General features: G+C 67.8%; 13 protein-coding genes. 7 read left to right on the forward strand and 6 right to left on the reverse strand.

The features are described 5' to 3' along the window. Both ARC23_RS05905 and ARC23_RS05910 read right to left on the reverse strand, forming a co-directional pair. Positions 1 to 327 (reverse strand): hypothetical protein, encoded by a 327-nt coding sequence (locus ARC23_RS05905; RefSeq protein WP_057496382.1) that lies wholly within the window; start codon positions 325 to 327, stop codon positions 1 to 3. Next, positions 324 to 908, reverse strand: coding sequence for an RNA polymerase sigma factor (locus tag ARC23_RS05910; protein WP_080393031.1), 585 nt, complete (start codon positions 906 to 908; stop codon positions 324 to 326). Before ARC23_RS05910 ends, ARC23_RS05905 begins: the two co-directional genes overlap by 4 nt. A gap of 98 nt (positions 909 to 1,006) precedes the next feature. Here ARC23_RS05910 and ARC23_RS05915 point away from each other — a divergent pair, with 98 nt between their 5' ends. Together ARC23_RS05915 and ARC23_RS05920 are read left to right on the forward strand one after the other, a co-directional pair. Continuing rightward, positions 1,007 to 1,327, forward strand: a complete 321-nt coding sequence (locus ARC23_RS05915; protein ID WP_049428770.1) for an NAD(P) transhydrogenase subunit alpha part 2 — start codon at positions 1,007 to 1,009, stop codon at positions 1,325 to 1,327. Continuing rightward, positions 1,324 to 2,784, forward strand: coding sequence for an NAD(P)(+) transhydrogenase (Re/Si-specific) subunit beta (locus ARC23_RS05920; RefSeq protein ID WP_057496384.1), 1,461 nt, complete (start codon positions 1,324 to 1,326; stop codon positions 2,782 to 2,784). Before ARC23_RS05915 ends, ARC23_RS05920 begins: the two co-directional genes overlap by 4 nt. A 99-nt stretch (positions 2,785 to 2,883) precedes the next feature. Here ARC23_RS05920 and ARC23_RS05925 read toward each other — a convergent pair whose 3' ends face one another. Then, a complete protein-coding gene (locus ARC23_RS05925) occupies positions 2,884 to 3,303 on the reverse strand; it encodes a hypothetical protein (RefSeq protein WP_057496385.1) in 420 nt (139 codons plus the stop codon). A gap of 122 nt (positions 3,304 to 3,425) precedes the next feature. Here ARC23_RS05925 and sufT point away from each other — a divergent pair, with 122 nt between their 5' ends. The 3 genes from sufT to ARC23_RS05940 all read left to right on the forward strand — a co-directional run bounded on the left by sufT (position 3,426) and on the right by ARC23_RS05940 (position 7,327). Further along, on the forward strand, positions 3,426 to 3,977 hold the full coding sequence (gene sufT, locus ARC23_RS05930; protein WP_004144911.1) for a putative Fe-S cluster assembly protein SufT: 552 nt from the start codon (positions 3,426 to 3,428) through the stop codon (positions 3,975 to 3,977). Between the two features lie 59 nt (positions 3,978 to 4,036). Continuing rightward, positions 4,037 to 5,131, forward strand: coding sequence for a branched-chain amino acid aminotransferase (locus ARC23_RS05935; RefSeq protein ID WP_057496386.1), 1,095 nt, complete (start codon positions 4,037 to 4,039; stop codon positions 5,129 to 5,131). Positions 5,132 to 5,584: 453 nt separating this feature from the next. Beyond that, a complete protein-coding gene (locus tag ARC23_RS05940) occupies positions 5,585 to 7,327 on the forward strand; it encodes a S8 family peptidase (protein WP_057496387.1) in 1,743 nt (580 codons plus the stop codon). 206 nt (positions 7,328 to 7,533) lie between these two features. Here the strand turns inward: ARC23_RS05940 and ARC23_RS05945 are convergent, their stop codons facing one another. The 3 genes from ARC23_RS05945 to wrbA form a co-directional block, all read right to left on the reverse strand. Continuing rightward, a complete protein-coding gene (locus ARC23_RS05945; RefSeq protein WP_040009892.1) occupies positions 7,534 to 8,019 on the reverse strand; it encodes an asparaginase domain-containing protein in 486 nt (161 codons plus the stop codon). Between the two features lie 79 nt (positions 8,020 to 8,098). Beyond that, positions 8,099 to 8,434 carry a DUF2069 domain-containing protein gene (locus ARC23_RS05950; RefSeq protein WP_057496388.1) on the reverse strand — a complete coding sequence of 112 codons (336 nt, stop codon included), beginning with the start codon at positions 8,432 to 8,434 and terminating at the stop codon, positions 8,099 to 8,101. Next, entirely contained in the window at positions 8,431 to 9,024 is a 594-nt protein-coding gene (gene wrbA / locus ARC23_RS05955) for an NAD(P)H:quinone oxidoreductase (protein WP_057496389.1), read from the reverse strand. Before wrbA ends, ARC23_RS05950 begins: the two co-directional genes overlap by 4 nt. 77 nt (positions 9,025 to 9,101) lie before the next feature. Between wrbA and ARC23_RS05960 the strand changes: the two genes are divergently transcribed. Further along, on the forward strand, positions 9,102 to 10,376 hold the full coding sequence (locus ARC23_RS05960; protein ID WP_057496390.1) for a YihY family inner membrane protein: 1,275 nt from the start codon (positions 9,102 to 9,104) through the stop codon (positions 10,374 to 10,376). Then, positions 10,373 to 10,948: a TlpA family protein disulfide reductase gene (locus ARC23_RS05965; protein ID WP_057496391.1), complete on the forward strand. Its 576-nt coding sequence runs from the start codon at positions 10,373 to 10,375 to the stop codon at positions 10,946 to 10,948. Before ARC23_RS05960 ends, ARC23_RS05965 begins: the two co-directional genes overlap by 4 nt. The last annotated feature ends 306 nt before the right edge of the window (positions 10,949 to 11,254 follow it).

Below are 11,254 nucleotides of genomic sequence, written 5' to 3' on the forward strand. Positions count from 1 at the left end.
TCACTCCATCGCCAGGTCGGTATCGCCCAGCCACAGGTACAGATCGGGATTCTCGTCGTACAGCGCGCCGTTGTCTTCCACCGAGGCCAGCACCGGTGCCGGCACGGCGGGCGACAGTGGGCCGTGGCCGCTGAACTGCAGGCCGATCCCCAGCGCCACCGCCAGAGAACAGGCGCTGGCCAGCCACCAGCGCCAGCGCCCGTGACGGGCCGCGCTGGCGCCGTGCCGGGCATGGCGCAGGCGCGCCAGCGTGGCCGGCGACAGCGCCTGCAGCGACTGCGCGTGCAGGCTGCGCAGGGCGTCATCGGAAGGCAGGGAGCGGTTCACGGATGGATCTCCAGGTAATCCTGCAGCGCCTGCCGGGCGCGTGCCAGGTGGGTTTTGACCGCGCCTTCGCTGCAGCCCATGGCACGGGCGGTGGTGGCCCCGTCCAGGTCCTGCAGCACACGCAGGGTAAAGGCTTCGCGCTGGCGGGCGGGCAGGGTGCGCAACGCCTCCACCAGCTGCTGGTACTGCTGGCGCTGCTCATGCGCCTGCGCCGGGTCCGGGCCGGGGTCGGCCCAGTCGATCCCACCGCCCTCGGCGTCCTGGTTGTCGCGCCAGAACGGCAGGCGGAAGCGGCGGCGCCGCTGCAGGTCGATCACGCGGCGGCGCAGGATGCTCCAGAACAGCGGCGCCCATTCGGCGGCCGGCTTGTCGGCGTAGTCCAGCATGCGCAGCAGGGCATCCTGCACCGCATCCAGAGCGTCGTCGCGCTGGCGCAGGCCGGCCTCGGCGAAGCGGAAGGCGCGCGGGCCGACGCCGGCCAGGAACGCCTCCAGCGATGCCGGCGGGGCATCGGTCTCGGCGCTCGGGGGGACAGGGCTGCTCACCAGCACAGGGTACGGTTCCTCGCTCGGGGTCACCATCGACAACGCGTGAGCGCGGCTTCGGTTGACGTCGGGTACGCGCCGGGTTCAGCCCGTGGTTATGATGGGCCGACGAAGACAGAGCGGGAGCGTTGCCAGTGAGTGACGGGTTCGTGGCGCTGTACATCTTCATGCTGGCGGCCATCGCCGGCCATGTGATCATTTCGCGGGTGCCGGTGATCCTGCATACCCCGCTGATGTCCGGGTCCAACTTCATCCACGGCATCGTGCTGATCGGCGCGATGGTGGTGCTGGGGCATGCGCAGACGCCGCTGGAAAAGGCGCTGGGCTTCCTGGCCGTAGTGCTGGGTGCCGGCAACGCCGCCGGTGGCTACGTGGTCACCGCGCGCATGCTGGAGATGTTCAAGCCAAGCGCGCCCAAGGGCGCCAAGGACGAACCGAAGGAGCCGCAGGCTTGAACATCAGCACCGTCGAACTGCTTGATTGGCTGGTCAAGGCCAGCTACCTGGTGGCCGCCACGCTGTTCCTGCTCGGCCTGCAGCGCATGGCCTCGCCGCTGACTGCGCGCAGCGGCATCCGCTGGGCCGGGCTGGGCATGCTGCTGGCCACGGTGGCCACCTTCTTCCTGCCCGAACTGCACAACGTGCCACTGATCCTGGTGGCGCTGCTGCTCGGCGCCGGCCTGGCCTGGTGGTCGGCCGGCAAGGTCGCCATCACCGACATGCCGCAGATGGTGGCGTTGTACAACGGCATGGGCGGCGGCTCGGCGGCGGCGATCGGCGCGGTGGAACTGCTGCGCTATGCCTTCCTGGCCCATCGCGACACCAGCCACTGGAGCGCGCAGGCGCTGGCCGACCTGGCCGCGCGCCAGCCATCGGGCACCGTGCTGCTGCTGGCGGTGGTCGGCGCGGCGATCGGCGCGGTGTCGCTGTCCGGCTCGGTGATCGCCTGGGCCAAGCTGGATGGCCGGCTGGACAAGCGGGTGACCTGGCCGGGCCAGCAGGCGCTGAATCTGCTGGTGGCGCTGGCGGTGGTGGTGCTGGCGATCATCGCCGCCAGCACGCTCAGCACCTGGGCGATCGTGGCCTTCTTCGTGCTGGCGCTGGCATTGGGCGTGCTGATGACGTTGCCGATCGGTGGCGCCGACATGCCGGTGGTGATCTCGCTGTACAACGCATTCACCGGCCTGGCGGTGTCCTTCGAAGGCTACGTGCTGGGCAACGAGGCGCTGATCATTGCCGGCATGATGGTCGGCGCGGCCGGCATCCTGCTGACCCGGCTGATGGCCAAGGCGATGAACCGGCCGATCCGCAACGTGCTGTTCTCCAACTTCGGCGGCGGCGCCGGTGGCCAGGCGCAGGCGATCAGCGGTTCGCAGAAGCCGATCGACGCGGCCGACGTCGCCGCGATGATGGCCTTCGCCGAACGGGTGGTGATCGTGCCGGGGTATGGCATGGCCGTGGCGCAGGCGCAGCACAAGATCTGGGAACTGGCGCAGCGGCTGGGCCAGCGCGGGGTCAAGGTGAAGTTCGCCATCCACCCGGTGGCCGGGCGCATGCCCGGGCACATGAACGTGCTGCTGGCCGAAGCCGGCGTGCCCTACGACCTTATTGCGGACATGGACGACATCAACCCGGAGTTCGCCAACACCGACGTGGTGCTGGTGATCGGCGCCAACGATGTGGTGAACCCGGTGGCGCGGACCGATCCGGCCAGCCCGATCTACGGGATGCCGGTGCTGGACGTGGTCAACGCGCGCAACGTGGTGGTGATCAAGCGTGGCCGGGGCACCGGCTTTGCCGGCATCGAGAATGCGCTGTTCTACGCTGACAACACGCGCATGCTGTACGGCGATGGTGCCGAAGCGGCGGCCTCGCTGGTGAGCGAGCTGAAGGCGCTCGACGGCGGGCATTGAGGGCCGGCTGCATCCGGTGGGTGCGGACCTCGGTCCGCACGCTTTTGCCGGCCAGCGGCCGGCACTACCCCCATCCACGCGTGGCGTGGATCTACCCGCTCAGCGCGCCAGCCACGCGCCCACGGCCACACCCAGCGCCAACCACAGCCACTCCATCGCGCCATTGGCCAGGGTGATCAGGGTCCAGGCCAGGTGCGGGCCCATCCGCATCGTGGCGTCCCACAGGTCCAGCCCGATCGAGCCGCCCATCCAGGCGCTGGCGATGGTCCAGTTGGCCACGGCAGCCACCAGCACGGTGCCCAGCACGACCAGGGCGATGCGCAGCCGCCCCGGGCCCAGCGTCCCCAGGCGCAGCATGAACACCAGTTCCAGGGCGGTCACCACCGCCATCCAGCCGACCTGCCGGCCGGTCATCAGCGCCAGCACCAGCCAGGCGAGGGGAGCAACAACCAGGCCCAGCAACAGCATGAAGGGCCAGAGCCAGGTCACGGTCCTGGCACGCGCGGCATTGGAGGACATCGAAGCTCCCTGAAGATCACCCACAGGATACTGTGGTTTGCCGCGGTGCACCGGCGGCGGCTGGGCGGCTGGGCTAGAATGCGTGCTTGCGTGGCTGCGGCCACGGCCCCATATCGGTCCCCATGTATTCCCGTAGCAGTGAACCTGTCCACTTCGAGCGCGATTGCGAGGCCGTGATGGTCCCGCAGGGCGATACCGTGACCCTGCCCGCCGGCAGCTATGGGTACATCACCCAGGCGCTCGGTGGCAGCTATTCGGTGTTCGTCGAGGGCAACCTGTTCCGCATTGCCGGCAAGGACGGCGACGCGATCGGCAAGGAGGCGCCGGCGCCGCTGGAACTGCCCGCCGACGCCACCGATGAACAGGTGGAACAGCTGGTGTGGCAGCAGCTTCGGACCTGTTTCGACCCGGAAATCCCGGTGAACATCGTCGAACTGGGCCTGGTCTACGAGGTCGAGATCAAGCACCTGGACGAAGGCCAGCGCGAGATCGACGTGAAGATGACCCTGACCGCACCGGCCTGTGGCATGGGTGACATCCTGGTCGACGACGTGCGCAGCAAGCTTGAGATGATCCCGACGGTGGCCGAGGCCGACGTCGAGCTGGTATTCGACCCGCCGTGGAACCAGCACATGATGTCCGAGGCGGCCAGGCTCGAGACCGGCATGCTTTGACCCAGGGCCCGCAGTGACGCGGGCCCGGCACTACCCGCAACCAGAACAGGAATCCTCCGGTGTCCCAGTCCATTCCCAGCTTCGCCGTCACCCGTTCGGACCACCCGCGCAGCGCTGAAGAGCGCGCCCAGATCCTGGAGAAGCCCGGCTTCGGCCTGCACTTCACCGATCACATGGTGGAAGTGCGCTGGGACAAGGACGCCGGCTGGCACAACGCCAACGTGCGTGCCTATGGCCCGCTTCAGCTGGACCCGGCCGCGGCCGTGCTGCACTACGGCCAGGAAATCTTCGAGGGCATCAAGGCCTACCGCCATGCTGACGGTTCGATCTGGACCTTCCGCCCGGACGCCAACGGCCGCCGCCTGCAGCGTTCGGCCCAGCGCCTGGCGCTGCCGGAACTGCCGGTGGAGATCTTCGTCGAATCGCTGAAGCAGCTGATCGCCGTGGACAGCGCCTGGGTGCCGTCGGCCGATGAGTCGAGCCTGTACTTCCGTCCGTTCATGATCGGCGACGAAGCCTTCCTCGGCGTGCGTGGCGCGCACAAGGCCGGCTACTACGTCATCGCCAGCCCGGCCGGCCCGTACTTCGCCAAGGGCGTTGCCCCGGTGTCGATCTGGCTGTCCACCGAATACGCGCGTGCGGCCAAGGGCGGCACCGGTGCCGCCAAGTGCGGTGGCAACTATGCTGCCTCGCTGCTGCCGCAGCAGAAGGCGCAGGCGCAGGGCTGCTCGCAGGTGCTGTTCCTCGACCCGGTCGAAGGCAAGTACCTGGAAGAACTGGGTGGCATGAACGTGTTCCTGGTCTACAAGGACGGCACGCTGGTCACCCCGGAACTGTCCGGCAGCATCCTCGAGGGCATCACCCGCGAGAGCATCCTGCAGCTCGCCCGCGACCGCGGCATGAAGGTCGAAGAGCGCAAGGTCAGCATCGACGAGTGGAAGCAGGGCGTGGCGTCGGGCGAGATCGCCGAAGTGTTCGCCTGCGGTACCGCTGCAGTGGTTACCCCGATCGGCCAGCTCAAGGGCGAAGGTTTCTCGGTCGGCGACATCAACGCCCCGGCCGGCGAAGTGACCATGTCGCTGCGCAAGGAACTGACCGACATCCAGTACGGCCGCCTGCCGGACCGCCACAACTGGCTGGTCAAGCTGGGCTGATTGCCCGACGCTGAACTGTAGAGCCGAGCCGACGCTCGGCTGCTCTTCCGGAAAGCCCGTCCCCGTGACGGGCTTTCTGCGTTATGGGCTTGGGGTCAGATCCCTTTTCCATGGGAAAAGGGATCTGACCCCGGATCAGCGGACGCCGATGTCGGCACAGTCATTCCAGGACACGTGACGGCCCAGTCAGGTCTGTGCAGGACACGAGAAAGTTCCTTCATCTTCACAAACCCTCGACCCGAAAAGTCTCAGAACGAACATTTCATCTTGCTGAAAAGACGCTGAAAATCTTGTGGTGTCCGGTTTTGGTCATTAGCGTCATGTGCACGGCGGATCGATAGGGGGATCCGCTGACTCACCGGTCATCCGAACCTCGCCAATGCAAGCCAGCCCATGGTTCGGGCCGGTGCTTCTGCCGATTCCGGCATTCACACCACTAGAAAGGGAAATACGATGTCCCAGGTAACGCAACCGCGTGTGCGTCGAGTGTGGGTGGTCCTTGGTGCGTCCGTTCTGTCATCGCTGCTGCTGGCCACGCCCGCGCTGGCCGGTGATGTCCAGCTCAGCGGCCTGCAGTCCGCACCGACCCACCAGCGTTTCATCGTGAAGTACCGTGAAGGCAGCGCCCCGGTGGCCAGCACCACCGCGCTGGCGTCTTCGCTGAAGAGTGCCGCCGCCGGGCTGGCCAGCAGCCAGGGCCGCGCGCTGGGCCTGCAGGAAGTCCGCAAGCTCGCCGTCGGCCCGACCCTGGTCAGGACCGACCGTCCGCTCGACCAGGCCGAATCCGAACTGCTGATGCGCAAGCTGGCGGCCGACCCGAGCGTGGAATACGTCGAAGTCGACCAGATCATGCGCGCCACGCTGACCCCGAACGACACCCGCTTCAGCGAACAGTGGGGCTTTGGCACCTCCAGTGCCGGCATCAACATCCAGCCGGCGTGGGACAAGTCCACCGGCACCGGCGTGGTGGTAGCGGTGATCGACACCGGCATCACCAACCATCCCGATCTGAACGCCAACATCCTGCCCGGCTATGACTTCATCAGCGACGCGGCGATGGCGCGCGACGGCGGTGGCCGCGACAGCAACCCGAACGACGAAGGCGACTGGTATGGCGCCAACGAGTGCGGCTCGGGCATCCCGGCCTCCAACTCCAGCTGGCACGGCACCCACGTCGCCGGCACCGTGGCGGCAGTGACCAACAATGCCAGCGGCGTGGCGGGCACCGCCTTCAACGCCAAGGTCGTGCCGGTGCGCGTGCTCGGCAAGTGCGGCGGCTACACCTCTGACATCGCCGACGCGATCGTATGGGCCTCAGGCGGCACCGTCAGTGGCGTGCCGGCCAATGCCAATCCGGCCGAAGTCATCAACATGTCGCTGGGCGGCGGCGGCACCTGCTCGGCCACCTACCAGAACGCGATCAACGGCGCGGTCAGCCGCGGCACCACCGTGGTGGTCGCCGCTGGCAACAGCAACACCAACGTGTCCTCGTCGGTGCCGGCCAACTGCGCGAATGTGATCGCCGTGGCGGCCACGACCTCGGCCGGCGCGCGTGCCAGCTTCTCCAACTACGGCGCTGGCATCGATATCTCCGGCCCGGGCCAGAGCATCCTGTCCACCCTCAACACCGGCACCACCACCCCGGGCAGCGCCAGCTACGCCTCCTACAACGGCACCTCGATGGCGGCCCCGCACGTGGCCGGCGTGGTCGCGCTGATGCAGTCGGTCGCCCCGAGCGCGCTGAGCCCGGCGCAGGTCGAGAGCATCATCAAGAGCACCGCACGCCCGCTGCCGGGCGCCTGCTCGGGCGGCTGCGGCGCCGGCATCGTCGACGCCAACGCGGCCGTGGCCGCAGCGATCAACGGCGGTGGCAACCCGAACCCGGGTGGCAACGTGCTGCAGAACAACGTGCCGGTGACCGGCCTGGCCGCTGCCAGCGGTGCTTCACTGAGTTACACCGTGAACGTCCCGGCCGGCAGCACCCAGCTGCGCGTGGCGATCAGTGGTGGCAGCGGTGATGCCGACCTGTACGTGCGCCAGGGCAGTGCCCCGACCGATACCGCCTACACCTGCCGTCCGTACCTGAGCGGCAACAGCGAAACCTGCACCATCAACAGCCCTGCCGCCGGCACCTGGTATGTGCGGGTGAAGGCGTACAGCACCTTCTCGGGCGTGACCCTCAACGCCCAGTACTGAGCCCAAGACCCTCTCCAAGGGCACGCCCTGGCTTCGGCCGGGGCGTTTTTGCTTCTGTACGGCCGAGCCCATGCCAGGCTGCTCCGGCTGCTCCGGCTGCTCCGGCTGCAGACCGTAGTGCCGCGCTGGCGCGCGGTTGCCGAGCATGGCTCGGCACTACAGGAGAGCGCTCTGTTGGGTGCCGAGCTTGGTCGGCACGCTGTTCCTCAGACCGACTCGAAGCGGTTCGCGGCCACGTTCTTGCGCACGTGCTGCGGGTCGAAAATCCGCCCGTTCATCGCGATGTATACGCCGGTCGGCAGTGACTGCACCGCGCCGATCGCGCAGCCGATGTTGAACTCCGCATCCGATCCGCGGAACCGCGCCGGGCTGAGCGCGCCAGTCATCACGATGGTCTTGTCCGGGATCGTCGCCAGCACCTTGCCGGTCTGCACCATCGAATCGGTACCGTGGGTCACCAGCACGTGCCGGGTCGGCTGTGCGGCGATGGTGGCGCGGATCAGCTCGCGGTCCTCATCGTTGATGTGCAGCGAGTCCTTGCGCAGGATCGGAATCACGTTGAAACGGAACGTCACGCCCAGCTCGCGCAGGATCATGCCGATCTGCGGATCGCCGATCTGGTAGTCCGACTTGTCGTCGAAGTAGATCTTGTCGATCGTGCCACCGGTGGTGACGACCAGGAGCTCTTCCATCATGTGCATGCGCGAAACCAGGACAGGTACTGCGGCGCGAGGCCAGGAATGCAGATGATACGGCCCAGCGGGCGCAGCGTCAGCGTCGCCTGCCGAAGCGGGCGCGCAGGCCGGGCAGGCTGGCGCTGAAGATCACCAGCAGGGCCAGCACGATCTCGATCAGCGCCAGCCAGCGCGTCTCCGGGTGGCTCCAGGCGCTCATCACGCCGTGGCTGAACCAGCCCAGCGCCAGCACCGAGGCCCAGAAGCCGGCCTTGCGCCAGCCCAGGCGCAAGGCCACGGCCAGCACCAGGGGCGGCGCGGTGAACACCAGCTGGGTGGCCAGCCAGTGCCGGTCATTGATGAACCAGCCGGCAAACAGCGCGGCCAGCCCCATCAGGGCCAGCAGCAGGACCGTGCGCGGCGCGGCGCTCATCGGGCCAGCCGCTGCGCGATATCGGCCACCCGCCGGCCCAGCGCACGGGCCAGCACCGCCTCGTCGTCGGTCGGCTGCGGGTCGTCGGCGGCACCGGCCACGTGGCTGGCGCCGTAGGGCGTGCCACCGCTGCTGGTGTGGCTCAACGCCGGTTCGGTGAACGGAATGCCGACGATCACGCAGCCGTGGTGCAGCAGCGGCACCTGCATCGACAGCAGGGTCGATTCCTGGCCGCCATGCATCGATGCGGTGGAGGTGAACACGCCCGCCGGCTTGCCGGACAGGGTGCCGTTGACCCACTCGGCGCCCAGGCCGTCGAGGAAGTGCTTGACCGGCGCAGCCATGTTGCCGAAGCGGGTGGGGCTGCCGAGCAGCAGGCCCTGGCACTCGGCCAGGTCCTGCACGCTCACATAGGGAGCGCCATCGTCGGGCACCGGTGGCTGTGCGGTCTGGGTGACCGCGGCCACTGGCGGCACGGTGCGCAGGCGCGCGCTCATGCCCGGCACTTCGCCGATGCCCCGCGCGATCTGGCGCGCCAGCCGTGCCACCGAACCGCCCCGGCTGTAGTACAGCACCAGAATCTCGCCCATCGTGCCCGCTTCTCCTCGTCGTCTGGCCCCCAGTATGGCTATCCTGCCAGCATTCCGCATCGGGTACCCTTTCGCCGATGGAACCTTTGGATACGCTCAACCTGTGGATGGAGCGCGCGCGGGATCGCGCACGCGCCATCAGCTTCGGCCGCTTCCTGTGGCATCGCTTCCTCGACGACCGCCTGTTCCAGGCAGCGGCGGCGCTGGCCTACACCACGGTGTTCGCGCTGGTGCCGCTGGCGATCGTGGTGTTCGGCGTGCTCTCGGCCTTCCCTGTCTTCGACCGCTGGAGCGATCAGCTCAGCGATTACGTTTTCTCCAACTTCGTACCCAATGCCGCACGCGCGGCTGAAGGCTATCTGCGGCAGTTCTCGGCCAGTGCCGGCCAGCTCACTGCCGCCGGCTTCATCGCGCTGGTGGTATCGCTGCTGATCACCCTCAACAGCGTGGAAGAGACCTTCAACCAGATCTGGCGGGTCGGTTCGACCCGGCCCAAACTGACCCGCTTCCTGGTCTACTGGACCGTGCTGACCCTGGGCGCGATGCTCGCCGCTGCTTCGCTGGCAGTGTCGGCACGGGTGTTCGCGATGCCATTGTTCGGCACGCAGGAGGGCCGCTGGCTGGCCGAGCTGGCGCTGCGGCTGGCGCCGATCCTGATCGAGTTCGTCTGCATCACCCTGATGTTCCGGGTGGTGCCGCATCACACGGTGAAATGGCGGCACGCAGTGCCCGGCGCGATCCTGGCCGCGGTGATCCTGGAACTGGTGAAGTGGGGCATAGGCGCCTACCTGGGCAGCTTCCAGTCCTACCAGAAGCTCTATGGCACGGTCGCCTTCGTGCCGATCCTGCTGCTGTGGATCTACCTGTGCTGGGTGGCGGTGCTGCTGGGCGCGTCGCTGGCGTCGTCGATGGCTGCCTTCCGCTACCAACCGGTTGAACTGCGGCTGCCGCAGGGCTACGAGTTCTATGGCCTGCTGCGCCTGCTGGGCCGCTTCCAGCATGCGCGGGTCAAGGGCAAAGGCCTGGCCGATGACGAGATCCTGCGGCTGGAACCGATGCTGACCGATTCGCTGCTGCAGGACCTGATCTGCAAGCTTCAGGAGATCGACCTGCTACGCCGCGATGAACGCGGGGAGTGGCTGCTGTCGCGCGACCTGGACCAGGTCAGCCTCGCCGATCTGTACGAATGCACCCAGCTGCGCATTCCGGTAGCCGAGCAGCACCTGCCGTACCGCGACGACAGCCTGGGCCGTGCCGCACTGGCGGCGCTGGACGATCTGCGGCTGCCCCTGCGCGAACGCCTCAAGCGCAAGGTCAGCGATATCTATACCGATTCCGGAGACACACCATGACCCGCAAGACCTCGTTGCCGCTGCTGCTCCCGCTGGCCCTGCTGTTGGCGCTGGCGGCCTGCAAGCCGGCCCAGGAACCGGCACCGGCCAGCAGCCAGCCACCGGCGCAGGCACCGACGCCGGCCACGCCGGCACCGGTGGCCGAGACTCCGGCCGAGCGCACCACCGCCGAGTTCCCGGCGCTGAAGATGAAGGCGGTGGACGGCAGCGACTACGACCTGGCCGCGCATCGCGGCAAGTGGGTGGTGGTGAACTTCTGGGCCACCTGGTGCGCACCGTGCCGCAAGGAGATGCCCGAACTGTCGGCGCTGCACGCGATGCGCAGCACCATCGAGGTGGTCGGGCTGGCCTATGAGGACATCGAAGTGCCGGACATGCAGGCGTTCCTGACCAAGCATCCGGTCACCTATCCGATCGTGATCGTGGATCCCTACGATCCGCCGGCTGACTTCGCCACGCCGCGCGGTTTGCCGTTGACGCACCTGATCGATCCGCAGGGCAAGCTCGCGCACAGCTTCCTCGGCCCAGTGACCGCCGCCGACATCGAAAAGCAGATCGCTGCTGCCAAGTAGTGGGTTGGTCGGCAGGGCCTGCGGTACGCGCCATCGCATGCGCGCTGCCGCTCCCACGCTTCGCTGCGCGAACCGCGGGCCCCACTTACCAACGCCCAAACCCCCGCCGCTTCGCGGCCGCCCCCTGACTCAGGGGGCTCTGCCCCAGACACGATCCGACGCCCGCCATGCCGATGGGATCGCCGATGGGGTCAGATCCGTTTTCCGCAGGAAAACGGATCTGACCCCATCTCGATATCTGACAGACGTGTCGACCAAGGTCGACACCTACCAACAGCCGCAGGGATCTGTCAGAGGCGGGGGGGG

Source organism: Stenotrophomonas beteli (genome assembly GCF_001431665.1).
GTDB classification, from domain to species: Bacteria; Pseudomonadota; Gammaproteobacteria; order Xanthomonadales; family Xanthomonadaceae; genus Stenotrophomonas; species Stenotrophomonas beteli.

Coding starts and splice junctions, on each gene's coding strand:
- ARC23_RS05965 (WP_057496391.1), top strand. CDS start 10,373: ATGACCCGCAAGACCTCGTTGCCGCTGCTGCTCCCGCTGGCCCTGCTG.
- wrbA (WP_057496389.1), bottom strand. CDS start 9,024: ATGGGCGAGATTCTGGTGCTGTACTACAGCCGGGGCGGTTCGGTGGCA.
- sufT (WP_004144911.1), top strand. CDS start 3,426: ATGTATTCCCGTAGCAGTGAACCTGTCCACTTCGAGCGCGATTGCGAG.
- ARC23_RS05940 (WP_057496387.1), top strand. CDS start 5,585: ATGTCCCAGGTAACGCAACCGCGTGTGCGTCGAGTGTGGGTGGTCCTT.
- ARC23_RS05910 (WP_080393031.1), bottom strand. CDS start 908: ATGGTGACCCCGAGCGAGGAACCGTACCCTGTGCTGGTGAGCAGCCCT.
- ARC23_RS05950 (WP_057496388.1), bottom strand. CDS start 8,434: ATGAGCGCCGCGCCGCGCACGGTCCTGCTGCTGGCCCTGATGGGGCTG.
- ARC23_RS05925 (WP_057496385.1), bottom strand. CDS start 3,303: ATGTCCTCCAATGCCGCGCGTGCCAGGACCGTGACCTGGCTCTGGCCC.
- ARC23_RS05945 (WP_040009892.1), bottom strand. CDS start 8,019: ATGGAAGAGCTCCTGGTCGTCACCACCGGTGGCACGATCGACAAGATC.
- ARC23_RS05960 (WP_057496390.1), top strand. CDS start 9,102: ATGGAACCTTTGGATACGCTCAACCTGTGGATGGAGCGCGCGCGGGAT.